At 47.6% G+C, this 23,505-nt stretch carries 32 protein-coding genes; 18 read left to right on the top strand and 14 right to left on the bottom strand.

Annotated elements, in window-relative coordinates; genetic code table 11:
• Window positions 1–398: 398 nt before the first annotated feature.
• Window positions 399–1,217: a bifunctional hydroxymethylpyrimidine kinase/phosphomethylpyrimidine kinase gene (thiD, locus tag GS601_RS16455; protein WP_162424372.1), complete on the bottom strand. Its 819-nt coding sequence runs from the start codon at window positions 1,215–1,217 to the stop codon at window positions 399–401.
• A gap of 66 nt (window positions 1,218–1,283) precedes the next feature.
• Window positions 1,284–1,598, bottom strand: a complete 315-nt coding sequence (locus GS601_RS16450; RefSeq protein WP_162424371.1) for a hypothetical protein — start codon at window positions 1,596–1,598, stop codon at window positions 1,284–1,286.
• 721 nt (window positions 1,599–2,319) lie between these two features.
• On the opposite strand from GS601_RS16450, the gene GS601_RS16445 reads away from it, so the two are divergent.
• From GS601_RS16445 to GS601_RS16430, 4 genes are all read left to right on the top strand, one after another.
• On the top strand, window positions 2,320–2,481 hold the full coding sequence (locus tag GS601_RS16445) for a hypothetical protein (RefSeq protein ID WP_162424370.1): 162 nt from the start codon (window positions 2,320–2,322) through the stop codon (window positions 2,479–2,481).
• A gap of 79 nt (window positions 2,482–2,560) precedes the next feature.
• Complete coding sequence (locus GS601_RS16440; protein WP_162424369.1) at window positions 2,561–2,785, top strand: sugar transferase; 225 nt, start codon at window positions 2,561–2,563, stop codon at window positions 2,783–2,785.
• Window positions 2,748–2,930 (top strand): glycosyltransferase, encoded by a 183-nt coding sequence (locus GS601_RS23970; RefSeq protein WP_420800311.1) that lies wholly within the window; start codon window positions 2,748–2,750, stop codon window positions 2,928–2,930. The genes GS601_RS16440 and GS601_RS23970 overlap by 38 nt, the downstream gene beginning before the upstream one ends.
• Window positions 2,869–3,222, top strand: coding sequence for a helix-turn-helix domain-containing protein (locus GS601_RS16430; RefSeq protein ID WP_238393317.1), 354 nt, complete (start codon window positions 2,869–2,871; stop codon window positions 3,220–3,222). Before GS601_RS23970 ends, GS601_RS16430 begins: the two co-directional genes overlap by 62 nt.
• Before the next feature lie 20 nt (window positions 3,223–3,242).
• Here the strand turns inward: GS601_RS16430 and GS601_RS16425 are convergent, their stop codons facing one another.
• The 3 genes from GS601_RS16425 to GS601_RS16415 all read right to left on the bottom strand — a co-directional run bounded on the left by GS601_RS16425 (window position 3,243) and on the right by GS601_RS16415 (window position 5,054).
• On the bottom strand, window positions 3,243–3,665 hold the full coding sequence (locus GS601_RS16425) for a hypothetical protein (protein ID WP_162424368.1): 423 nt from the start codon (window positions 3,663–3,665) through the stop codon (window positions 3,243–3,245).
• An 84-nt stretch (window positions 3,666–3,749) separates the two neighbouring features.
• A complete protein-coding gene (locus tag GS601_RS16420) occupies window positions 3,750–4,583 on the bottom strand; it encodes a sulfurtransferase (RefSeq protein WP_162424367.1) in 834 nt (277 codons plus the stop codon).
• 9 nt (window positions 4,584–4,592) lie between these two features.
• The gene (locus tag GS601_RS16415; RefSeq protein ID WP_238393316.1) at window positions 4,593–5,054 is read right to left on the bottom strand and encodes a DUF6220 domain-containing protein; all 462 of its coding nucleotides are present in this window, start codon (window positions 5,052–5,054) and stop codon (window positions 4,593–4,595) included.
• Window positions 5,055–5,207: 153 nt separating this feature from the next.
• On the opposite strand from GS601_RS16415, the gene GS601_RS16410 reads away from it, so the two are divergent.
• Window positions 5,208–5,921 carry a helix-turn-helix transcriptional regulator gene (locus GS601_RS16410; protein ID WP_202925143.1) on the top strand — a complete coding sequence of 238 codons (714 nt, stop codon included), beginning with the start codon at window positions 5,208–5,210 and terminating at the stop codon, window positions 5,919–5,921.
• 38 nt (window positions 5,922–5,959) lie between these two features.
• Here the strand turns inward: GS601_RS16410 and GS601_RS16405 are convergent, their stop codons facing one another.
• Together GS601_RS16405 and GS601_RS16400 are read right to left on the bottom strand one after the other, a co-directional pair.
• On the bottom strand, window positions 5,960–7,126 hold the full coding sequence (locus GS601_RS16405) for an MFS transporter (RefSeq protein WP_162424366.1): 1,167 nt from the start codon (window positions 7,124–7,126) through the stop codon (window positions 5,960–5,962).
• Window positions 7,127–7,131: 5 nt separating this feature from the next.
• Complete coding sequence (locus GS601_RS16400) at window positions 7,132–7,869, bottom strand: SDR family oxidoreductase (protein WP_162424365.1); 738 nt, start codon at window positions 7,867–7,869, stop codon at window positions 7,132–7,134.
• 170 nt (window positions 7,870–8,039) lie between these two features.
• Between GS601_RS16400 and GS601_RS16395 the strand changes: the two genes are divergently transcribed.
• Window positions 8,040–8,366, top strand: a complete 327-nt coding sequence (locus GS601_RS16395) for a winged helix-turn-helix transcriptional regulator (protein ID WP_162424364.1) — start codon at window positions 8,040–8,042, stop codon at window positions 8,364–8,366.
• Window positions 8,367–8,379: 13 nt separating this feature from the next.
• On the opposite strand, the gene GS601_RS16390 is transcribed toward GS601_RS16395, so the two are convergent.
• Complete coding sequence (locus GS601_RS16390) at window positions 8,380–9,372, bottom strand: Rieske 2Fe-2S domain-containing protein (RefSeq protein ID WP_162424363.1); 993 nt, start codon at window positions 9,370–9,372, stop codon at window positions 8,380–8,382.
• A 52-nt stretch (window positions 9,373–9,424) separates the two neighbouring features.
• Between GS601_RS16390 and GS601_RS16385 the strand changes: the two genes are divergently transcribed.
• Complete coding sequence (locus GS601_RS16385) at window positions 9,425–10,207, top strand: TetR/AcrR family transcriptional regulator (protein WP_162424362.1); 783 nt, start codon at window positions 9,425–9,427, stop codon at window positions 10,205–10,207.
• Here GS601_RS16385 and GS601_RS16380 read toward each other — a convergent pair.
• The 3 genes from GS601_RS16380 to GS601_RS16375 form a co-directional block, all read right to left on the bottom strand.
• Window positions 10,201–10,566 carry an amidase family protein gene (locus GS601_RS16380; RefSeq protein WP_202925142.1) on the bottom strand — a complete coding sequence of 122 codons (366 nt, stop codon included), beginning with the start codon at window positions 10,564–10,566 and terminating at the stop codon, window positions 10,201–10,203. The genes GS601_RS16385 and GS601_RS16380 overlap by 7 nt on opposite strands.
• The gene (locus GS601_RS23790) at window positions 10,451–10,699 is read right to left on the bottom strand and encodes an amidase family protein (RefSeq protein ID WP_338017060.1); all 249 of its coding nucleotides are present in this window, start codon (window positions 10,697–10,699) and stop codon (window positions 10,451–10,453) included. Before GS601_RS23790 ends, GS601_RS16380 begins: the two co-directional genes overlap by 116 nt.
• Before the next feature lie 81 nt (window positions 10,700–10,780).
• On the bottom strand, window positions 10,781–11,362 hold the full coding sequence (locus GS601_RS16375) for an RNA polymerase sigma factor (RefSeq protein ID WP_238393314.1): 582 nt from the start codon (window positions 11,360–11,362) through the stop codon (window positions 10,781–10,783).
• Here GS601_RS16375 and GS601_RS16370 point away from each other — a divergent pair.
• The 11 genes from GS601_RS16370 (at window position 11,356) to GS601_RS16320 (ending at window position 18,352) form a co-directional block, all read left to right on the top strand.
• On the top strand, window positions 11,356–11,535 hold the full coding sequence (locus tag GS601_RS16370; protein ID WP_202925141.1) for a nuclear transport factor 2 family protein: 180 nt from the start codon (window positions 11,356–11,358) through the stop codon (window positions 11,533–11,535). The two genes, GS601_RS16375 and GS601_RS16370, sit on opposite strands and share 7 nt — an antisense overlap.
• Window positions 11,536–11,634: 99 nt before the next feature.
• On the top strand, window positions 11,635–12,042 hold the full coding sequence (locus GS601_RS23285; RefSeq protein ID WP_238393313.1) for a VOC family protein: 408 nt from the start codon (window positions 11,635–11,637) through the stop codon (window positions 12,040–12,042).
• 215 nt (window positions 12,043–12,257) lie between these two features.
• On the top strand, window positions 12,258–12,608 hold the full coding sequence (locus GS601_RS16360; protein ID WP_238393312.1) for a DUF899 family protein: 351 nt from the start codon (window positions 12,258–12,260) through the stop codon (window positions 12,606–12,608).
• Between the two features lie 105 nt (window positions 12,609–12,713).
• Window positions 12,714–12,917, top strand: coding sequence for a hypothetical protein (locus tag GS601_RS16355; protein WP_238393311.1), 204 nt, complete (start codon window positions 12,714–12,716; stop codon window positions 12,915–12,917).
• Window positions 12,918–13,094: 177 nt separating this feature from the next.
• A complete protein-coding gene (locus tag GS601_RS16350; RefSeq protein WP_162424360.1) occupies window positions 13,095–13,364 on the top strand; it encodes a hypothetical protein in 270 nt (89 codons plus the stop codon).
• A 255-nt stretch (window positions 13,365–13,619) separates the two neighbouring features.
• Window positions 13,620–14,417 carry a 3',5'-cyclic-AMP phosphodiesterase gene (gene cpdA, locus GS601_RS16345; protein WP_162424359.1) on the top strand — a complete coding sequence of 266 codons (798 nt, stop codon included), beginning with the start codon at window positions 13,620–13,622 and terminating at the stop codon, window positions 14,415–14,417.
• A gap of 588 nt (window positions 14,418–15,005) precedes the next feature.
• The gene (locus GS601_RS16340; RefSeq protein WP_162424358.1) at window positions 15,006–16,103 is read left to right on the top strand and encodes a DUF2235 domain-containing protein; all 1,098 of its coding nucleotides are present in this window, start codon (window positions 15,006–15,008) and stop codon (window positions 16,101–16,103) included.
• Between the two features lie 110 nt (window positions 16,104–16,213).
• Complete coding sequence (locus GS601_RS16335) at window positions 16,214–16,360, top strand: hypothetical protein (protein WP_162424357.1); 147 nt, start codon at window positions 16,214–16,216, stop codon at window positions 16,358–16,360.
• A 172-nt stretch (window positions 16,361–16,532) separates the two neighbouring features.
• Window positions 16,533–17,021, top strand: a complete 489-nt coding sequence (locus GS601_RS16330; protein WP_162424356.1) for a thiol-disulfide oxidoreductase DCC family protein — start codon at window positions 16,533–16,535, stop codon at window positions 17,019–17,021.
• Window positions 17,022–17,354: 333 nt separating this feature from the next.
• On the top strand, window positions 17,355–17,792 hold the full coding sequence (locus tag GS601_RS16325; protein ID WP_162424355.1) for a hypothetical protein: 438 nt from the start codon (window positions 17,355–17,357) through the stop codon (window positions 17,790–17,792).
• A gap of 44 nt (window positions 17,793–17,836) precedes the next feature.
• A complete protein-coding gene (locus GS601_RS16320) occupies window positions 17,837–18,352 on the top strand; it encodes a hypothetical protein (protein ID WP_162424354.1) in 516 nt (171 codons plus the stop codon).
• A 229-nt stretch (window positions 18,353–18,581) separates the two neighbouring features.
• On the opposite strand, the gene GS601_RS16315 is transcribed toward GS601_RS16320, so the two are convergent.
• The 3 genes from GS601_RS16315 to gshA all read right to left on the bottom strand — a co-directional run bounded on the left by GS601_RS16315 (window position 18,582) and on the right by gshA (window position 23,424).
• Entirely contained in the window at window positions 18,582–20,501 is a 1,920-nt protein-coding gene (locus GS601_RS16315) for a peptidoglycan DD-metalloendopeptidase family protein (protein ID WP_162424353.1), read from the bottom strand.
• An 830-nt stretch (window positions 20,502–21,331) separates the two neighbouring features.
• The gene (locus tag GS601_RS16310) at window positions 21,332–21,793 is read right to left on the bottom strand and encodes a tRNA (cytidine(34)-2'-O)-methyltransferase (RefSeq protein ID WP_162424352.1); all 462 of its coding nucleotides are present in this window, start codon (window positions 21,791–21,793) and stop codon (window positions 21,332–21,334) included.
• Window positions 21,794–22,275: 482 nt separating this feature from the next.
• A complete protein-coding gene (gene gshA / locus GS601_RS16305; protein ID WP_202925140.1) occupies window positions 22,276–23,424 on the bottom strand; it encodes a glutamate--cysteine ligase in 1,149 nt (382 codons plus the stop codon).
• Between the last annotated feature and the right edge of the window lie 81 nt (window positions 23,425–23,505).

The following is a 23,505-nucleotide window of genomic DNA, read 5'->3' as shown; positions in this document are numbered from 1 at the left end:
GTCTCCTCTTTCTCGCTAAGGTTAGTGGGACAGTCTGAATCGGTATAGTTGGAGAGAATTATATCATTCAGCTTCTACAGAGAGGTGAGATTAAAGGTCTGCCTGCAATCTGCGCCTCTAGACACAGGTTTAGCTGATGAGTCGTGCTTTGCTCCTAACAACCGATCGTCCGAACGCTTGACGATGCGAGCCTCATCAGAGGTTGCTCAGAGGTTTTGCCTACGTGCGAGATCCTAGCAATCCTACGGAGACCCTGCCTATTCACTCAGCGTTATCTTCATCTAGTCTTTAATTCACGCTGCTTTCTACAAAGTCCTCAAAAGCTTTCCAGATTCCTTCATTTGTTTGATGATGGTTGCGTGATCGAGACCGTTTACCGTAGCATCACAAGAAGCGACTTAGCCTTGGCGCTGCAATAGGGGAAAGAAATGCCCAACGGGACCTTGACCGTTGCCAAGGTTGAGAGAATAGCCTAGAGCCGTTGTCACATACTCTTTCGCGTGTTGCGTTGCGGTTAGTAAATCTTTGCCGATCGCAAGGTTGGCTGCGATCGCAGCCGATAAGGTGCACCCTGTTCCGTGGGTATTAGAGGTATCCACGGTTTGCCCCGTCAGCGTATGCTCGTGAGCGCCATCAAACCACACATCCACGCCACGTAAGGCTCCAGCCATGCCGCCGCCCTTGACCAAAACAGCTTTGCTGCCAAACTGATGAATGCGCTGGGCTGCACGTTGCATCTCCTCTAACGTGGAAATATCCAACCCTGACAATATTTGAGCTTCGTAGCGGTTGGGCGTCAAAATTGTTGCTAGGGGAAGCAATTTAGCTTTTAGGGCTGCGATCGCAGCATCATCGATCAACTGAACACCAGTGCGAGACACCATAACCGGATCAACCACCAAATTTGGAAAACAGGAGGCTTGCTCAGCCACCGCCAAAATAATGTCTCGATTAAGCAGCATTCCTGTTTTTGCCGCTTGCACACCAATATCGCCTGTTACTGCCTGAATTTGCGCCACAACAGACTCAGCAGGTAAGGCATCAACACGGGTTACACCCAGGGTGTTTTGAGCCGTAACGCATGTGATCGCACTGGTTCCATGGACGAGGTGAAAAGCAAAGGTTCGTAAATCTGCCTGAATTCCCGCGCCGCCGCCGCTATCAGACCCTGCGATCGTTAGGGCAACCGGAATCGAAGAAAGGCTTGTCGAGGTCATGGCGTCGCGTTTCAAAGAGGGTATTTCCATCCTAAACCGCTCTACCGTTGGCTAAAACGTTAGGCTCTAGCATCCTTTCCCAGACTGAGAAAGATAGCGTTGGCGAATGGAGCGAGTCTTTGCCCGATAGATTTCTTCTTCGGCGTAGCAGATGGAGACATATTTGATGCCTGCAACAATCCAAATCGCCTTGAGCAAGCGATCCAGATCATTCAACAAGCGATCGACAATCCAGGGTTCTGGACAGTGAACAATCAGAGTGTCGCTCCCTTCAAGATGTAAGGCGCAAAGTCCCAGACTTTTAGTGAAGCGTTGGCGTAATCGTTTGACTCGAAGCCCTTCGAGTAATGACAAGTCCTGAGTTGTCAGTTGCGTTTTCATAAGATTGAGTTCACCGTGTGTTGCACAGATTGAACTAGATCTCGTGTGAAATCCACACTGTAGAATTCGGGATATTTATTTACTCTGAAAAAATGAATTAGGCAAATCCACGGTCACTCTCTACGCTAAATCGCCAGACGCCTTGGTTTTGTGCCTTCTCAAAAATAATATTTCCAGAGAATCTTAATAATTTTACGAGATAAATTACGACCTGAACACTGCAATTTCGATATAAAACTTAAAACTACGATTTAACTGCTTTGGGTCAAAACCACTAGCCGAGTTAGTCAACTCGCCTGAATAATTGAAATCTCTGGCTAAACATTGAGGCTTCAAAGATAATATCAAAACGCAAAACCAATGGATAGGAAATTTGGTGAAAGACGATTGATCGTTTTTCCTATTTTTCCAAGCCTTGGGCGGCTGATACAACTTTCTCTACCCTTAGCCAAGAGTCATGGTACTGGCAGAACCGCCGACCAAATCAATAGAAAAGCTAAAATTTTACTGGCTGTAATCATACTCCATCCCCCTGTAGAGCGACCTTTGAAATAAGAGCGATCGCGCCTCTTTTGCCCCAAGCTGACATTTTTGCGCCAATTTTTATACCAACCTCGCTCTGTTCTTTTCTACAAGCGTCAGTTGTAAAATTTAACGAACCAAGGCGCATCTTTATAAACCTAGATACCTTTCAGATCTAAATCACTTATTTTCAGAATCAGTGGGCAAACCGAGAAATGTCAATCCAGAGATGATTCATAAGGCTATGCTGCTGCGAATATCCGTTAAAGAGATTTCTACCCATTTGCACTGGCGCACCCCAGCCACAGAGCCAGAGCCGCCCAAACGCACAGCGAGCATGAAACTGATGCGGCATACGTGAGATATCTTTTTCTCTGGCTTTCTGCTGCGTCCGGTGATGTTGTTTATCATCCCTAGGCTGGTGTTTTTCGCCCAATCCATTGCAGGTTCCTGAATCTGCGATCGCGCTCGAAACCCTTCATCCATCTGCCCGCTCTGGGCTAAAGCGTTGCCTTGACATCATCGGCAGCGTGATTGGTTTATTGGTTCTTGCGATCGCGTTTGTGCCAATTGTCATTGCCATAAAATTAGACAGCCCCGAACCAATTTTCTATACCCAGGTTCGCTGTGGTCTCAAGGGCAAGCGGTTTAAACTCCGCCAATAACTACAATTACGGTCGCTTTTTAGGAGATGCGATCGACAGTGCCTTGAGCCAAACTTATCCTCGTACCGAAGTAATTGTGGTGGATGATGGGTCAGCTAATTGGTACGGTTCACTTTGCTCGTGTGGGACAGACACCAGCCTTTAATCCTCACGAGTTGGCAAGTCTGGGAGCCGTTTGTACCCATCTCTCTGCTTGCCTTGCTGGGCTACGAAAACCATCCTCACCCCCTCCAAACTTACTGTCTCAACGTCTTACGCCACGCGAAATTCAAATCGCCAAGCTGGTTGCCAAAGGGCTAACCAATGCTGAGATTGGGGCAGAACTGTGGATTACTCATAATTCTGTGAAACAGGCTTTGAAGCGGATGTTTCGGAAGCTAGACGTTTCTGCCCGCACAGAAATGGTCGCAAAATTGAGGGATATCCTGCAAGAATGAGTTTAGTGGCTGCTTCCACCCTATGCGATCGTCGACTGCTCAGTCAGTTTCCATTCCCTCAGAAAGAATAGTGACCAGACGACAAATCCCAATACTGCCGAACTTGTAATTGCATCAGTCCAGATAAACAGGTGCATTTTGAACGAGAACTGAGACCAGGAACCGTAAAGGTAGTGTCCTGGACTGGCTAGACCTGTCAGAGAATAAATGCCAAGACAGAGATAGGCAAACCAAAACTTTCTCAATCTGTAGAACCAATAACCAATCACGCCAATGATAGTTAGAATAATCCAGGACTGATAAATGGATGGGGCCATAATCCAGGCAGGTTGAGGATAATCTTCAATAAATCGGTAATTATCAGTGAAGTGAATTGCAGTAGAAACAAGACTGGCAATCAAAATCAGCTTCAGAACGGACTCAGCACTAGCTTTAACGTTCATGCGTTTAGCTCCCTGGATAGAAGGCTTGTGGAACTCATCTCAGAACATTTTCAGGTTAACGACATCTGTAAAACAAACATAAAGTCATTTCTCGATTAACGCATCTGGTAAACGACTCCACTCATTCCATGAGCCGTCATAGTTGCGAACATCGGGATAGCCAAGCAAATGCCTCAAAACAAACCAGGTGTAAGCCGATCGCCCACCAATTGCACAGTAGGGAAAAATTTCTTTATCCGATGTAATCCCTCTGCTAGTCAAGAGTTCCTGCAACTCACTCATGGATTTGAAGGTTCCATCTTCATTGAGGGTGAGGGTATGTTCCAGGTGAATCGCTCCGGGAATATGTCCGGCTCGTTCTGTTCCTTCGGGTGGTTTCATCAAGAAGTATTCACCCCGGTACTCCTGCAACGTGCGAACATCTAAAAGCACTTGGTCAGGGCGATCGATCGCGGTTTTTACCTCATCCGCCAAGATCCGCAAATTCATGTCCAAAGGTTTTGCTCGGTATTCCACAGGTGCAAAAGTTGAGAACTTTGAGCTTACGGGACGATCTTCTGCCATCCACTTTTGATGTCCACCATTCAGCACTCGCACATCGGAATGTCCAAATAGCTTTAGTAACCAAAATATCCAGGCTCCGGTTCCGGGATAGCTGCCATAGGCAACAACAGTCGTTTCGTTGGTGATGCCCGATCGCGAGAGCAACCGTTCAATATGATTGGCATCAAGATTTTGGCGTAAGTCTGGCAGCAGCAGATCAGCCATGATATTCCAGAAAACGGCACCTGGAATGTGAGCTTCTTTGTAATGGTCTGGACTCATCTCAACTTCGACAATTCGCACACTTAGATCATCGAGGCGCTCGTCCAACCATTGCGTGTCTACAACAACCTGTAAATCAGTTTCAGAGGTCATAAATCTCTCCTAAATAGTTGTGTTGTTATCTTTTTTAGGAAAGACAATGTGCCCTACCCGATGAACCAGAGTGGTTGAAGCAGAAAACAGGGAGAATCCCAGTAAAGGATGAAAAATGGCTAGAGAAACTGGTAGAGAGAGTTGCGTGTGAATCGTTAGAAATTGCAATCCTAATAAAATCGGTAGGCTGAGAGTTAGCATTCGGATTCTTTTGGACACGGGAATCCAATACACCCAAGTTAGAAGAACCAGAGACAGCACGCCATAACTTCGCACAAGCCAGACATGGGTATTCCACCAATCGGGGTTATCAAAATAAGCCAATCCAACGGTTAACACCTGAGCAACCAGGCAGAGGTTAAACAGAACAGCAAGTGCATAAAAGCCTATAATCGCTGGTTTTAAGGAAGGCTGGGGGTTTTCTAGTGTTTGATTGGCGATCGCATCGAGTGAAGGTGTAGAAGAAGCCATAGATTTGTTTGCTCATTGAGAATGAATCAAGCGGTTTGTAACAACCTTGAAATTAAATTAAACTGGCAATCAACTGTGGACTAGACCTCGATCGAGTACACTTTGCTGTATTGGCTCCCTGACAAGATTGGCTCCCTGACAAGCTGGATAGACATGATAGAAGCTCCTTTGCAGCCTTTGTTTCAAGCGATCGCGCAAACCCAAGATGAAGCTGAGCTAAGGGGAGCGATGATGGCAAAACTGGGTGAATACTTTGCCGCTACACGTTGGGGGCTAAGTTTTTTAGACCAGCTTCCGACTGTCGATGAAAATTCGCCATTAATGCTGAAACTGGCATTATCACTCGACTACAACCCTGTGTTGCGTTATCTAGTTCAACGCCATGCGGCGGTTCATGAGGAAATGATTTTGCCTCGTGGAGTATGGCAATCGATTTGTCCTCGCGCCGATCATGGTCATGTCATGGCAGGTCCGATTGTCAATCAGGGGCAGTTAGTCGGCGGAATTGCTTTTACCCGCCATCGCGATGTTCCCGCCTTTGATGCGGACGATTTGGCAGATTTGAGTGCGCTGTGTCTCCATCTCTCGACACGGCTTGCAGAATTGCGTTCAAAACCTGTTATTTCCGAACTCGCTCGCAGTGATGCACCCTCTTCTGTGGAGAATCGCCTGACTCCACGAGAGATGCAAATTGCTGAATTAGTTGCTCAAGGGCTTACCAATGCTCAGATTGGTGCGTCCCTATGGATTACTGAACATACTGTAAAACAGGCGTTGAAGCGGATGTTTCGCAAACTAGAGATTTCATCGCGTGCGGAACTGGTGGCACGAATCGTACAATCCAGTCGCAACGTTGCAACGTTGTGAGGGGTGTGTTGTATCTTCTACACTTTGAGATACATTTCTTACTGCCAACGCCAGCCCAATCCCAGTGCGATCGCTCCCATTGCAGCCATCAAGCCACCTGCCAATCCATAGGTCACATCTAAACCAACAACGCTACTCAAAGGTTGGCTGAGAATGGGCGAAACAAACTGACCAAGAAAAAATGCTGTCGTTAATCCACCCAACACTCGTCCTCTGAGGCTTCCAGGAGTCACTGAGGTTAAGCAAACATTCATATTGGGCATCAGCAAACCCAGCCCCGCTCCAGCAATGGCTAATCCCACTAAAACCATAATGTAAGTAGGCGAAAAGCTGATGACGAGATAGCCAACTGCCATTGCTAGAAAGGCGATCGCGTAAATGCCCATAAACGACAATCGCGCCTTGATTTGTTTGTAAGCGATTGCGCTGGTTGCACTGAATAACGTAGCGAGGGCGATCGCTAATCCACTTTGCGATGCAGTTGCACTCACCAGTTGCTTCAGATAAAACGGCAACTGTACCGGAATCAAATAAAACACAATCTGCGATAGAAAGGCGGCTAGATAGGTCAAGCCTGCAATTCGCCAGGGGAAAGCCTCAGTCAGCGCTGTTCCTGAATTCTCCGCAGTTTCGGTGCGGTCGGGTTCAGGTAAGACCAACACCACGAGCGGCAAGATCAGCAATGCCAGGAGATAGATTAGAAACGGCATTCGCCAATTCACATCTGCTAGGAAGCCACCCAGAGACAGGAATAACACGCCCCCTAAGCCCATGAATCCTGCTTGAAAGCCGAGAAACTGGGCGCGGGCTGCTCCGGTATAATAATCGGCGATCAGGGCGGTTGCTGTGGTCATGATGCCTGCCACACTCAAACCCAGTAGCACTCGCCCGACCAGGATCAGACTAATATCGTTTAATACCGCACCAGACGTGCCTGCAATACCGTATAACAATACGGCAAACGCCAACAGTGGTTTGCGTCCGAAGCGATCGATCATCGTACCTACAAAGGGCGCAGCGATTGCAATAAACAGTGCGGGAATCGTCAGCACGAGGCGTACCCAAAAGTCGGCATTGGGTGTCGCTGCAAAGTAATCGCGCATTGCAGGCAGAGAAGGGGCGATTGTTGCTCCTGCCATGACTGTGAGACTGCTACTCAAAAGCAGCGTTGCTTTAACGGGGAGGGAGCTTGTTTTGAGGGGCATAGAGATTAACTTGCTAAAATTCCTGACATCCACTTTTCAACTGCTTTGGGGTCTTGAAGTAACTGCGCTTGCATCTCCTGCGCTTGCTCGCCAGGATAGACATCCTCAACCCCATCAATAACCGCCTGAAGTGCTGCCCGCACAACCTCTTCCGGTGCAACCTTGGGTGGTGGAAAATCCTTACTCATCCCGGTGTCTACTGTTCCAGGCATCACCCCAACCACCAGCGTTTTTTGTGAGGCAAGCTCAGCCCGAATTCCCTGTGTTGCCAGTAGAGCCGCCGCCTTAGACGCGCAGTAGGACGCATTCAGCGGAAAATTGACCTTTGCCAGAATGGTGAGCATATTGACGATCGCACCACCCCCATTAGCTTTAAGGACTGGAGCGAACGCCAGACACATCCGCAACATACCGAGGTAATTGACCTCAATCTCTGATCGCACCTTGTCAAAATTGATTTCTGCAACCAATCGTTGATTGAATCCCACACCAGCATTATTGATGAGGAGATTTACATCTGAGTAAGCCTCAACCGCTGCCTTGACCAAAGCTTCATCCGTGATATCGAGGGGAATGGGAATGATGCGATCGGGATCGGTTGCCGCTATGTTCTTCAAGCTCTCTGGATGACGTGCCCCTGCATAAATGCGAGTGGCCCCAGCCGCTTGTAAGCCTTGAATATAGTATTGCCCAATGCCACCATTGGCACCTGTCACTAATGCGATCGTACCTTGAACCTGCATTGTGTTTTGTCCTTATGGGAGTTGTCATTTGTCATTAGCAATTTGTCGCTTCAAGCAACCAAGAGCGATCACCAATGACCAGTAACCATGACCAGGGTATACTCCTACTAACTTTTTCGGAAGTACTTACTTTTTTGTAAGCTCCCTCAAGATATGGGAAAGTAACGTAGATGACCAATGAATCCACTCAAGGCACTGTGTTTGTACAAACCACCTTAAAAGTATTAGGTGGGAAATGGAAGATTCTGATACTGTGGCATCTCAAAGATGAGAAAAAGCGATTCAGTGGACTCAAACGGTTGATGCCAGAAATAACACAAAAGATGCTCATTCAACAATTGCGAGAGTTAGAAAAAGATGGCATTGTCAACCGCAACGTCCATTCAGGAGTGCCGCCTAAAGTAGAGTATTCATTTACAGAGTATGGGCTGACGCTCAAACCTGTCCTGCAAGTACTGTGCAATTGGGGAGAGAATCATTTGAAGCATGTTCAGTGAAACAATTAAGCGTTTATCTGGAGAGATTGGGCGCTACAACATCAGGAAAACTCTCAAAGTTGCGCCGTACCCAATCCATACCCACTTCGTTGTTGAGTTTAATCTTCTGCGGAGTGTCTGGATAAATCTTGCCTAGAATATCGGCATCCTGATCCACAACCACTTTTCCAAACTTGAGATACGTCTTACCAAACACCCTAAAGGCGGGATGCGTTGCCTGACCAAAAAGCAAGATGTAAGTCCGAGTACGGTTTTCAGCTTCCGGTACAAAAAGGTGGCATTGTGCTGCTTTCCCCAGCGGCATCTCGCCATGAAAGATGACAAGCGACGGAAAGTGATTTTCTAGATGTGCCTTAATCAACGTGGGAAGTAGAAATAAATCGGGTTTCCTCAGTTTTTCACCCCAAGTATAAGGCGCTGTGGGCATCTCATAGAATGCATGGGAGCGATGTCCATTATCAATGAACTGATGAAATTGAACTTCTGTAATGCGAAATAAATCCCGATGGGTGCCGTTTTGATGATTGTAGTCATGCATATTCATTAGCATGGTGAGCAAATCGGTTTCGACGCTGCGATCGCCCGTATGCCCCACAAACTCGTATTTTTCTGCAATCTCATTCATTACAGCAGGAATGGCAACCTTGGGTTCATAACCCCCATAAGACCAGATGAAATCACCTTGGATGATGAGTTCCAGGGGGTTCAATAGAGACAATGTTTTTTTGCCAGAACCTGGGAGAACCGTGCAACCCGTGGCATCAAAAGGCAACGCATGAAATGGACAAACGACGGCACTTGTACCATCCTTCTGAGTTTCACACCATCCTTCTGAGAGCATCGCTCCCATGTGAGGACAAGCATTTGGTAATGCTTGAACGGTTTCCGTCGAATCCTTCCACATCACATAGTCAACCCCATACAGAGAAATCTTTCGGGGCTGGTTAACCTTCAGCATCGACTTGTGTGCCAACAACCAGGGGGCACCAGGAAGCATTGAGCGCATGGTGTTCTCCATTAACGATAAAATTGTGAGAAATCCGTCGTGTTTTCAAAATATGACAGAAGTTTCACATTCGTCAAGCCCCCAAGCATCGATTAATTTGCGTCGTCAGCCCAAACAGCAACGAGGCAAGGAACGAGTTGAGAAAATTCTCGATGCGGCAGCTACTGTGTTTGATGAGGTGGGCTATGAAGCCGCTACGACTCACATGATTGCTGCCAAAGCAGGAACCGCGATCGGTTCTCTCTATCAGTTTTTTCCCGACAAAGCTGCGATTTTTAAGGCAATGGAGATCCGCCACTCAGAACGAGTGAAAGAGTTCTGGTCGCAAGTCGATATTCCAGCCCTGGTGCAACTCCCCCTGCGTCAGATGATTTATGTTCTAGTCGAGTCGGTTGCAGAACTGTTTGAGCAGCCTGTATCACGGGTTGTATTTGTGCAGTTTTACTTAGCACCTCAGATTTTTCAATCGATCGATGAAAGCATGACCCAGGATGCGATCGCCTTCATGGCAAGTATTCTCAAACACCGCAATCCTGCTCTACCAGGGGAACTGCACGATTTACTGGCAGAAGTCTGTGTACACAGTAGTAATGCCATCATCCTGGCAGCACTCCGCAATCCAGATCCAGAGCATTGCCAACGCTTAACGCAGCAGATTGAGAATTTAATGGTGTCATATTTAGAGCCGCATGTCGGTAATCAACGGTTGGGCAATGTAATGAAAGTAATGATGTGCCTCCATTGTCAATCTGACCAGTTATCGAAAAATGGCTATCGTCGGGGCAAGCAATGCTATCTCTGTAAGGATTGTGGCAAGCAATTTGTTGCTCAGTAGCCTGGTGGCGATTGAAAACCACCAATCACAGTGTCAATTTGTTGGGCGACCCTTGCGGTATCTGCGAAGCAGCGCGCCAATAACTCCATTTCTTTCCACCGCTTACCGACAATCTGCATCCCGATCGGCAATCCATCCTTTGTTTGTCCAATTGGAATCACGATCGCAGGATGTCCACTCAGATTGAATGGCATTGTGTAAGCGCCGTTGGCAACGGCATGAGGATAGGATCGACCATCCACTTCAACCGCATTCCAGGCAGGACGATGAGTAAATGCAGGAGTCACTGCAACGGGAGTGAGCCAAACATCCCAGGGTTCTAAAGCCGTATCGAGTTGAGCAGTGAAGCGATCGCGCAAAGTATCCCACGGTCATCATTTGTCGAAAGCAGTAGGGCATTCCGGGAACTTCTGGAATTATGCCTGCGGTGGAAATACGCCGATCAGTTGGCTTCAAGCTATAAATTCCACAAAAGTGAGCAGGTTGACGCACTGAACCTGCAATATCATTCCAATATCCAGTGGAGATAATCCTGCCGCTACTGCTGCTGCACTGCGCCTGAGCAATGCTAAATCAGTTAAAATCCGGTACGTTAGAGCTAACTTCGCGCGATCGACGCTCCAGGAAACACCGCTCACTGTCATTTGTCACCAATTCTAGTGCCCGCTTGTAGCTTTGGGTTGCTTCCTCCAATGCTCCGATACGCCGGAATAAATCTGCACGGGTGGCATGAACTAGATGATAGCTATCAAGTTCTGGGGCAAGTCGATCAATCAGTCCAAATGCTGCTTGAGGACCGTCTGCCATTGCGATCGCCACCGCTCGATTCAAAGTCACAATGGGTGAAGGCTGTAAGCGTTCCAAAACTTCATAGAGTCGCACAATCTGTGCCCAGTCTGTTTCTTCGGCGCGGGCTGCCTGACAGTGGAGGGCAGAGATCGCCGCTTGTAGGGCATAAACACCTGTTCCGCCACGCAATGATTCTTCGACGAGTGGCAATGCCTCAGCGATTTGTGGATGGTTCCAACGGCTCCGATCCTGGTCTTCCAGCAGAATTAGATCGCCCGCTTCATCTAAACGGGCATCTCGCCTCGAATCATGAAGTAACATCAATGCCACCAGTGCTGTGACTTCAGACGGAGGTTGGGGTGCCATCAATTGCCGCACCAGTTGCCCTAGTCGAATCGCTTCAGTGCAGAATGCAGATGTGGATGCGGGCTACCGCTGTGTGTCAGAAGCAGCAGGGCAATTGGCAGATTCTATATGAACATATTTCGGTGCCCTTTAATCCGGAGACTTCTCAAGCAGTCTTCACCCTCAATCCCTAAACCTGCCTGTAAGAGCGGGTTTAACAGACCAATTGAATACCTCAAGCGATCAATGTAAACTCGCCGCTACAATAGCTACCCAACAAAAAGCAATCCATTATGAAAATCAATTCTTATCTCATGTTCAACGGCAACTGTGAGGCAGCATTTAAGTTCTACGAGCAATGTCTTGGCGGCAAGATCACCATGATGATGGCGCACAAAGAGGCACCCTCCGCAGAAACTGTCTCACCAGAATGGCAGGATAAAATCATGCACGCCTGTCTTGAACTAGATGATTGCCTACTGATGGGATCTGATTGCCCACCGGGATATTTTGAAACCCCGCAAGGCTTTTACGTGCAACGAACCCAATGGCGCAAACTATGCAAACGAAAATGTATTTGCAGAAATAGAATCGCCCAGAAAGGTCGTTGTACAGCATGTCTCAGAGCCAAAGTATCGCTTGACCATTGCCTTGGCTGCATCGGCGACGGGCACGATCGTATCCTGGTCGCAGGCATTTGAAAGTTCGGAAACTGCCAGCCGCCTTGAACACATCGTTGTCCCCGCTAACGAACAGAATCTGACCGCCTGTCGGATGAGGTTTTGCATAAACTGAGCAGCTAATCCTGCACTACAAAGAACCCATTAATCACGTTCCGACAGTTTAAAGCACAACAGAATTGCCAATACAACGTCGCTCGTTGTCTGAGTTCAACTATTAATCATGGAGATCTACAATGGCTCAGAATGTAATTGCACATCCAGAAATTGTTGGAAAAGATGAGTGGCTGACTGCTCGTAAAACATTGCTTGAACACGAAAAAGAGTTGACCAAGCATCGCGATCGCATCAATGCAGAACGACGCAGGCTACCAATAGTCAAACTTGAGAAGGAATACCCCTTAGAAGGAGCGAACGGTTCTGTCAAACTCATTGACTTGTTTGATGGACGAACTCAACTAATCATCTACCACTTCATGTTCGCTCCGGAGTGGGAAAAGGGCTGTGGGGGCTGTACAGGCTTTGTTAATTCGCTGGGTGATCGGGTCGTCTTGCCAATACCGCCGCGACCAGAGAGGATAGCATAGTCTTTACTATCCACAAAAGCACCAAGCTCAGTAAGACAGGCATGACGACCAATCAATGCCCATGCGTGGTTAAATGGTTTGTCTGTTCTCAGCCAGCGGTCAAAGATGCGATTGCTTGGAATTTCTTTAGGAGTTATTGCGATCGCAAATATTCTATTTACTCTTGCATTTCCTGCTTATGGAACCGACACTCTTATTCATATTGGTGCCTGGCGAGGCATATTTGCTCAAAAATATGTTTTAGCACGAGCCTTCGTGTTTGGAGCAGTGGTTTTCTTGCTGTTATCGGTGGGTCAATTTCAGTATTGAAAACTGTGGAAGATTGGTCTTCTAGTTTCAGTTATGGGCCGAGATCTAACACTCACTGGGCAAACCGACATTTGGGCGGTTGCTTTAGAAAAAATCTCGTAGCACTTTTAGGTTGGGTATGGGTATAAATCATTTTGGTTGGGAAATCAAGGAGATTCATCTGATATTTTTTACCGGATGAATTGGCAAGCCCTAAATGGTCACAACGGTTACGTAGACCTGCTGTTGGATTTGGGAGTGGTAGGATTTGCCACATTTATGCTGAGTTTTGGCATGAGTTTTGTGCGGGCGATCGCATGGCTGCGCTTGCACAGTGGCACTGAAGGGTTATATCCCCTCGCCTGTCTCACTTGTATTTTGCTGTACAACGTTACCGAAAGCACGCTAGTTTTGGCTGCCACTAGTTTTTCTGGTTACTCTACGTTGTGGTCAGTACACCAATTCTGACTCATCCACTCGCTATCAAACCTGGAAAAACTCGCCTACTTCCCTCTCAAATGTGACTGAGATCATAGGTACATTCCGCCCAGATCGTTGATGCAAGAACGATTTGTCGATACATTAACAGCAAAGATTGCACTTTATTGCTGTAGCAATGCAAAGTTGAAATCTTTCTTCAGCTAGTATTCAAAGGCTGCTTCCAGCGTTAAATTGGCTTAAGTTAAGAGGAGACATTCTTGCTGTTGTTCCAGGTTAGATTGTATGGCTCATTCCCCCTCGTTGCGAATTGTCCAAGTCAGTGATACCCATCTGTTTGCCACAGAAGATCGGCACCTGCTTGGTCTCTCAACCCTGCGATCGCTCGAAGCCTTGCTCGAATCTCTACGCCAACTTGCTCCCTTGCCCGATCTATTTTTGCTGACTGGCGATCTCTCTCAAGACGGCACAGCAGCGTCTTATCAGCATCTTCAAGCGCGCTTCAATTCGCTGGAGGTGCCGATCTATTGGTTGCCCGGAAATCATGACTGCGTTGAAATGATGGAGCGATCGCTAACCCATCCTTTGTTTAAAGCAGATAAATCATTTCAGGGGGGAGGGTGGCGGCTAATTTTGCTCAATTCTCAAGCGCCAGGATGCGTTCATGGAATGCTTTCACCGAGCGCTTTAGACGAGTTGAAGCAGCAGTTGCAGCAGTTCCCCCATACTCCGACCCTGGTTTCAATGCATCATCCGCCGCTTGAGGTGGAATCTGAGTGGATCGACGGCAGCCGCTTGCAAAATGCTTCAGAATTTTTTGACATCGTTGATCGCTATTCCCAAATTAAGTTAGTGGTATTTGGGCATGTGCATCAAGAGTTTTACTATCAACGCGGCACAGTGTCATATTTGGGAACGCCTTCAACGTGCGTTCAGTTTGAACCTAAGAGCACAGAATTTGCCCTGGGGCATCAGGAACCTGGATTTCGACTGATCGAGCTTTACAAAGATGGCACATGGGCAACACAAGTCCAGCGCATTCACTACATGGGCAAGCTCGACTTAGCGGCAACAGGGTATTAATACCAAATTGATTTTTCACTGCGACAGATCCTCGACCCCCCTGCCTACGGCATCTCCCCTTGATAAGGAAGAACTTTCCCGGCGTCCCTCGTTACTAAGGAGGGGTTGGGGGAGGTTGCACGTCTGTAGCATTTACAGATTAATTTGGTATAACAAAGGCGTTAAGGCGTTAATAAGGGTGTTAACAATTACCGTTCTACACCGCACACCCATTTGAGCAGTGCGTCTTTACAAGCAACGCGATGATCGATTAAATATAGACTGTAAGATGTCAAATTCAATACTCGTAGTTTTACAAAGATGTAGACTCAGAATGGTCATTAAGCTAGTTTGAGGTCAAAAAATAGGGATCTTGAAAGAGCGCCTCCTTAGCAATTAAGAACTTTGTAGAAATGCAAATAAGCGCGCGCTTTAGAAGATGACTATGATAAAACCGAATCAGACCTTAGAGAGAGTTAAGTAGTTTTAGTATCAATTTCGACTCTATATTCGCTATTTCCATCTAAAATTTGCGAGATGCTGCTAACGGTCTAGAGCGATCTCTGGCTCTGTAATGGTTGTGCTTTGTAATACAGGAGGAGATTATAGATGAAACGGTTAGTCGTTTGTTGTGATGGAACATGGCAACAGTTAACAAACCCGTGTCCTTCAAATGTTGTTAAAATTGCCCAGGCGGTGAAGTCTGTTGCGCGCGATGGCATCGATCAAATCGTCTACTATAGCGAAGGGGTAGGAACCGGAGATGGCGCGGTCGGCAAATTAACGGGGGGTGCGTTTGGTTGGGGGATTGATCAAACGATTCAGAAAGCCTACCGATTTCTCTCGCTTAACTATGGAGAAGGGGACGAAATTTATCTCTTTGGCTTTAGCCGAGGGGCTTACACAGTCCGCAGTTTGGCAGGATTGATCTACTGCTCCGGATTGCCAAAGCGTCAACACATCTGCCGTATTCCACGGGCATACGAGATATACCGCGATCGCAACATTTCGCCAAGTGACCAGGTTGCTCAACAGTTTCGCAGTGATTATGGAGAGCAAGTGCCGATTTCCCTGCTCGGCTGTTGGGATACGGTCGGTGCGCTCGGTGTGCCTGATCAAATTCCGATTCTACCGTTTGATAATTGGCTCAACGCAAAATACAAATTTCATGACACGCTGGTTAATCGCCGCATTCAGAATGCCTTTCATGCTGTTGCGATTGATGAGCGTCGCAAAGTGTTTGATGTGACTCGAATGCAAGTTAGTGAAGGAGCCAGCACAAATCTACGGCAGGTCTGGTTTCCTGGCATTCATGGCTGTGTTGGGGGCGGTCGCGAGGAGAATCGCGGCTTATCAGATGGGGCATTGCTGTGGATGATGGAAGAAACGCAACAGGCAGGGCTGGGACTGGAGTTTGATCCGACCTTGGCAGAAGGAGGGGTGAAGCCTGATCCTGCGATCGCATTTGACCCCGAATTTAGTGGCATTTTTAAGCTTGGTGGCGCGATCGATCGGCAACTGCTCGATCCAGATAATCCGCGGGCAACGTTTGATCAACACTTTTTTGACAACAATATTCACCTCAGCGCAAAACAACGCTGGAAGCTAGCGGGAAAACAGCCTTACCGCCCAAAAACGTTAGTTGCCTATCAGCGTTGGTTTGATGAATTTACCGAACCTGGTGAGGTTGCCGTAGCCACGAATTAGCACCTATAGAAAAGTTTGAAAATGCCCATCCTTGGTCTACTGAATTACCCAGCAGAGCACCGAAAAGAGTGGTTTAGCACCGCGGCACAAGCTAACATGCAAGCTAACATTTGAGTACGCTGCCGCCCTACATTGCGCTGGAGCCAAACAACCGCGAGGCTTTGTTTGAGGCGTTGAAAGTTGGGTTGGAGAAAGCGTGGGGCAAGACTGGACAAACTGAGGATTTTTCGGCGGTTTACTGGGTGAGAAAAATTTAGGGAGTGCGATCGCGGTGCAGCAGGTCTTCTGTAGCGCGATCGCGCTTGATTAATTTAACTCATCGATTTTTATCAAAATTTGTTTACACAATGCGCTTCACAAACGTCTTTACAAAATGTTTTCACAAAAAATCTTTACAATAGCAGAGGGTCTCTCATCTTCCGGTTTGCTATGTCGCTATTTACTGCTCAGCCTTCTGATTCAACTGCTACTCCATCTAGGAAGGCTCAGTCTTGGCAAATTAAGCTTTTGTACGATGGAGAATGCCCGTTGTGTGTGCGAGAAATCAACTTTTTAAGAAAACGAGATGCAGGTCGAGGGCTGGTCGCGTTTGTTAATATTGCAGATGATGATTACACAGCCGAAGCAAACGGTGGAATCGATTTTGAAACCGCAATGGGACGAATCCACGCCATACTCGCAAATGGAACCGTGATCACGAATGTAGAAGTTTTTCGTCGTGTGTATGAAACATTAGGAATGGGGTGGATCTATGCAGCGACTCGGTTACCCGTGATCGGGTTGATCGTTGATAAGCTCTACGTGATCTGGGCAGATTGGCGTCTGCCGATGACCCGCCGCCCGAATCTTGCGATCGTAGTGGCTCAGCGCCAGCAACGGCTTGAATGCAAGCAGAAAGAACGTTGTCGGATGGAATGACATAGCCATCATCATTTTGCGGTCTCAGTGCCACAGCGATCGCTCAAAGCTCCGTGACTCTTGGCGTTGAAGAAGCAGTTTATAGATTGACGCTTCAATTGCCATCTTAATTACATTCCTTTTTGTTGAGACTACCTACTCAAATAGAAGTAAACAAAATTAATTATTCCCAGTGAGAGATGATTGCAAAATCGTGCTCTCTTATGATCGTAAACACAGCAGGTTCACATCACTTGTTGCAATGCTAATTCGACACCAATTGCATCAGGTTCAGTGTTTCCTTTTGACAGTTTTTTGTTGCATCAGTTATTCATTACATTTAGGAGGTAGCTTATGAGCTTTTTTCAGCGAAGCCGAAAAATATTAGCGGCTTTAGCGTTGGTATTTATGCTGACCATTACAACGGCATGTAGTTCTGCGGTCGCCCGTGAACCTCAAACCACCGCGCCTATTGCCAGCCGTGATTATGGTTCTATTGCCCGCGGAAACACTACCGCAGGTCAAGACTACGGAACTTGGGCTGTGCAAGCATCTAAGGGGTTGCTAAATGACGCTTACGTGCGTGACAACAATAAGTTAGGCGTTGTCATCTCACCTCAAGTGCGTCCTAGCGATGTTAAACCTTTGACCCAATCGTTAATGCAGGGATTTCACAAGAGCTTCCCCAATCAAGACTTGTCTGTATTGGTTTATGCGCCCGATAAAAAATTGATCTTGACGGCTCGGTACGACATTCAATCAAATCAAGTTAACTACCAGCAACCTAGCTAAGCGTAAGATTCAAAACTGTTTATAAAACGTTAGGAGAATAGAACATGTCTAGCAATGATCAGTATAAGCGCCAGATCATGAACGATCTTGCGGGGGGCAATACAGAATCTTTGCCCGATGAATCTGCATCTTTAGAAAATTACGATAACTTTGACGATTTTGCCCAACGATCGTCGCGCGATGAGCGGCGCGATCTATTTAGCCGATCGTTTCAGCCTGATCGAGTGTCTTCTGCCCAGATGGAGCCTGAATTGCAGCGCGCGATCGCACAAATCAAGCCGAATGAGCGAGATGATGTTGCCCGCGAATTTCTCAGCCACTTTAAAAAGCGAAGCTTGAGCGATCGCGATTTAGAAAAGCAACTGGGTTTGTCTACTCACCATGCCAGCCGCATGAATGCAGATGATGTTAGCAAGTTAGCAAATTTTGCCTATCACAATCATCCTGATGTCTTTCATGAAGTGTTAGCCGACCAGCCTGCGATCGTTAAGTTTCTCAGCAATCCATTAGTGGGCGCAGCCATGGGTGCGATCGCGGCAAAGTGGCTAGGTCGCAAGTAAAGGTGCCTAACTAGACGAAGCTGATCTGGCACGGTTGCTCAACGGTCTAGAAGACCGAACGGAGGGTACTGTCTCCTCAGAAGATTTCTCAATGCTTTTCATGCATCTACTCTGAAACCAAACCAATAAGTAAAGCAGCAAAGAGGGAATCCATTTTTAGGAGATCCCTCTTTGCTGGTGACAAAATCGAATGGTTAATCAAATTGTTACAAAATCGCAGTTTGGCTGGTTAGCTACGATTTTGAGGCAGATGGGCGATCGGGTTAACTGCACCACGCCCTGGCAAATGCACCTCAAAGTGAGAATGAGGACCTGTGCTAAAGCCTGTGCTGCCCATCAAAGCGATCTTCTCACCCTGAGTAACTTGCTGACCAACTCGGACTAACGTCCGGCTATTGTGGGCATACAAAGTGACGCTACCATCACTATGCTCAATCTCAACTAGAATGCCGTAGCCGCCATCATTCCAACCCGATGTAACAACCTTTCCAGGAGCGGATGCCACGATCGGAGTGCCAACTGGGGCGGCAATATCGATCCCCTTGTGCATTCGACCCCAGCGCCAGCCATAGCCAGAGGTAAGGACACCCTTAGCAGGCCAAGCATAACCCTTAAGGCGATTATCTGTCGCGTTCGGCAAATAGCTCTCTGACTTACCCAAAGGAGGCACGTTCGGAGAAACTGTTTTACCGATCTGAGAGCGAATTAAAGGGGTGTAAGTTTCAGACCCTAAAGCAGAGGTTGCAACTAGCTGATCCTTAGGCTTGGGGGCGTCTGCTACCAACGCGTCCATCCTAGAAGCGGGTTGCCTGACCGTCTGAGCTTCTCTCTGAGGCGTCGCTGACTGACTAGCCTGAAACTCAGGCTTCACGCGGCGAGAGACCGTAGGAGATGGGGGCGCTGAAATCTTGGCAGGTAGCTTTAAGCTTCCAGCATTTGAGCGCCCCTGATATTTTTCTCGCAGCCGGACGATCTCAGACATTAAGCTGCTCACATAGGGAGAGCTATCCTGCTGTTTCACACCATACGATGCTGAGCCGGAAGCTGGCGCTTTGCCGCCTGCCCTGTTGAAGGCAAACTGCTGAGCATCTCCTCCAATCGCCAGGGGTGCAGAAACGCTATCTACGTTCTGAGTTGCCGCTAAACTAGGCACAACGGGTATGGCGACAGCAGGACTATTAGTCGCAGGCAGGGGGGGTGCCTGAGCGGATGCCTCCGCCTCTGGAATCTGAATCACCTGACTTGCTTTGAGCAGATTTGGGTTGCTTAAGCGATTAAGCTTTGCTAACTCAAGCAGGGATACCCCATTGGTTTGCGCGATCGCAGAGAGCGTTTCCCCTTTCTGCACCTTATGGCTCTGGAACGTCACCGTTGCTTGAGGCTGAGCCTCCTCTGCAACCGGAACCGCTCCAAGAACTGATTGGGCATCGGTTGTAGACTCCTCAGACTTCAACTCCGCCAGACTTTGCTTTAGCCGATCTCGATTTTGCTTCAAAGTTTGCAAGGCAGCGACCTTTTCAGTCTTCGGAAGCCGCTGCACCATAGATGCAGAGGATGCATCACCAAGGGCAGGGTTGGTCGCTACAGGAATTTCCGGAATGGTGGGAACCTGTTTTAGCTCAGGTATCTGCTTCATGCCCCCTTGAGGGATGGCTGCCTGAACGCTAGAGGGAACCTGTAAAACTTGTCCAACGTCTAGGACTGTGTTGACCTGAAGGCTATTTGCGGATGCTAATCTCGCAACGTCAACGCCGTAGAGTTTGGCGATTTTCCAGAGCGTTTGCCCGTCCTGAACAGTGTGGGCACTAATGGGCTGTGACGAAGATGCAATGGTGACAGATTGAGTCACAGTTGGAACTTGGACAGAAGACGTAGCCTCGGTTGTGGGTAGCTGAGCGACGGCATTGAGGGAGGGGTGCCCTGCAAGCGTTGTGTCAGGGGTTGGTTCAGCCGCAACCGCGTTATCACCTTTCTGAGGGGCTAGTAAGCCATAGGCTCCTACTGATATCGCAAGTCCTATCATGGCAGCAGAGGTACAAGCACGGCGATTGTCCTCTGGGAGCGTCTGCTTCGGGCTGTCCTCGATAGCATCTACATCGATGCTACGCAAAGGAACTGAGTTTGCATCTTGCGGAACTGCTCGTTTCAAAAAACGACCTCCTAAAGTATCCAGCATTTAACTGTCGGTGAGCCTCGAACCCTGACGAACAAAGGATTCGATCGAAATGACTCAGACAGGATTTCAAGCGAGCAAGGTTACATTGAGTAAATATACTTACGTAAGGTTACCCTGCTTCCTTGATTTAGACAAGGTTACATCTCTCAACGTTTTTCAACATTGGATCTCAAGCAACCTACTAGATGCCTTGAGCAAATGTCAACCTTAGCCAGGTGCGGCAATAAGCCTAACCCATATTCTCGAAATGTCAAACTGAGAAGTTGAAAATTTCTGAATCTCTGAATCTGAGTAGTCAGCGAACCATAGATTAGCAGTTTATGTCCTCCCTTTTGTAAAAATAACCAGACTGCGAATGCTGAATCTGCTGGAAAACTTTTAGACTACTTTGAGGTACTGCGTCAAGTCCTCGATAGGTTTGCCTTCATCGATATGAAATTAGTGCAGAGTATACCAGTCATCAACCGTAAATCCATGGAGAAGGGCGTTGCTTCACTGAAAATTGTGAACGGCGAAAAATTTAATGAGGCTGCCACTAGCCTTTATGGGAAAGGGCTTCTAAGTATTTAGGCTAATGCAATTTGAGGGGTAGAACCCGGTGCAATTTATTTATTAAATGTCTAAATTTTAGATATAAATTTCTTATCAGATAGAAAGGGTTTAGTAGTTTACGTCACGAATTCGCCGTTTTTTCTACCGTTTTGGTGTTATTCAAAAACTGCTTAAATCGGCATCTAGTGTGTTTTTTCTGTGTTGGAGGGTGACTTATCCTCACATGTTTATATAGAAATGAGGGCGATTTTCTAATTGAGATATCCAAGTTGACGGCGAGCTTCAAATAGACCGATCGCGGCGCTCACAGACAAATTAAGGCTTCTAACTCCAGGCTCAGCGATCGGAATATGAACGGTTGCAGGGCACTCGGCAATCACATCAGGAGGAAGCCCTTCTGTTTCGCTGCCAAACAAAAGCCAGTCGTTGTCTTGGAACTGGAAATGGCTATAGTTTTTGCTGCCTTTGGTGCTAAAGCCGATCCAGCGTCCACCCTGCTGTTGATGGTAGAGGCGGAAGCTATCGAGGCAGGAATGAACGTGAAGATTGACGTAGATCCAGTAATCGAGACCGGCGCGTTTGACGGTGCGATCGCTGATTTCAAACCCTAAGGGAGCAACGAGGTGCAACTCGGTTTGGGTGGCTGCACAAGTGCGGGCAACATTTCCGGTATTGGGAGGAATGAGCGGGTGAACTAAAACAACTTTGGGCATAAGGAATGATACTTCGGGCGGTTTAGAGGAGCCGGTCGCACACTATCCCAGAAATAAACCTTTTATAGATTTTTTTAATGGTTCTGGCGCTGAGAGGATTGATTAGATATTTTAATTTCTGCTGAGCCATCTGCTTATGCCAAATAGAAACTTTATTTTTTGTCAGAAAGTGCTGAGTTTGCTGGATCTTAGCGGGGTTTGTCTCTAACAGATGGCGGAGAAACTTAGCAGAAATGGCGTAAGTATATGCTTAGTTCCCTAGATGCTCAGTAGCGATCGCAGAGCGGGTTCGGTAATTTTTCGAGGCATTTAAACAGGACATCTTGTACGTAATAAGGAGGGTTAGCGATCGCTCTAGGGGCTAAAAATGGGTGAAATTACTACATTATATAGAAATAAATCAATGATTAGCTTTCTAAATCGGAAATTTTTCAATGGTTTTTCACCCATTACAGGGTTGCCTTGACCGATTAAAAGCCGAGTTATGCCCCAACGGGTTGGCACAAATCTGCCTGAAACTCCAGTTCTTTAGTCTGCATTTGCCCAATTGCCTGCATTAAAATCTGCTGTTTGCTCCACCCTTGAGCTTCTAATTTGAGCCATTGTTGTGCCTCATTGCCCTCCCGCAAGATTTTCTTTAGAGGCAGTAAGAAGCAGCTAAAGCCTTGCTGTTTGGCGGTTGCCCATACTTCTGCGTAGAGTTCCTCAACCCAGTCTTTTGCCAGAATCGGCTTTCCGGTGCGCCAGTGAATCAGTTCAGCCTCTAAGCTCGATTGGGCTGCCCGTTCTTCGTTGGCATCTGTTAGATCAATCAATGCCTCGGCGCGAGTCGTTGCAGGCAATTCGCTCAGTTTTAACGGATCTAGATTTGGATCGTTAATCAGTTGAATAAGTCTGGCTTCTAGCAGCGCAGTAATGGCTAAAAGCGCGATCGGGTCGGACACCAAATCGCAAATTCGCAACTCTAGCCGATTGAGATTGTAGGGGCGGCGATCGCCATTTGGGCGCACCGAAGACCAAAGATGCCGGACACTCTGCATGGTTTTGAGGGCAAGCTGTTCTTCTGTCCAGCGAATAAAGTGAGCATGGCTTTCAAACAGAGGAACGTGGGCAGGCGTTTTGGGAAATACTGCCCACCGGGTCGAGTGAGAACCGGTCGTTTTGCCGTTAAACCAGGGAGATGCCGCACTGAGCGCGAGATACAGGGGAGCCTCAACCCGAACCAATCGGCACGCCCGCATCAAAAGGTCGGGATTACTGATTCCGACATTAATATGGACGCTGGCTGTGACAACTTTTGTCCCGTAGGTTTGTTCAATATAGTCGTGATAGGGATTGCCCGGATCAGAGCGGTGAAAGCGATCGGCTCCTCCCAGTGCCAGGGTGCTGCCCGGAATCAGCGTGTAGTCTCCAAACTGCTGAAGGTATTGGCGGACTCGGAAGCGGGGTAAAACTAAATCGCACAGCGATCGCTCGTAGCGATAGCACGGGGGCGTGGTGTATTCTACATTGCGGTTGTCTGGTTCGCGAACAAAGCCATCTAACGCTGCCACAATTTTGTCTGCCATCCCCACCACTTCGCCCTGGGGTGTCCCTGTGTAGACTTCGATTTCAAATCCTTTCGACAGCATGATTCCTCCGCAAGGCTAGGCAGTTCTTATTTAGTATCAAGGAAAAAGGGGTGAGATATATCGGTAAAAAGGAGAATAGGA

The organism is Myxacorys almedinensis A, from assembly GCF_010091945.1.
Taxonomy (GTDB): Bacteria; Cyanobacteriota; Cyanobacteriia; order Leptolyngbyales; family Leptolyngbyaceae; genus Myxacorys; species Myxacorys almedinensis.
Note: the sequence above shows the minus strand (reverse complement) of the source record. Positions and strands in the feature narration are given on the sequence as shown.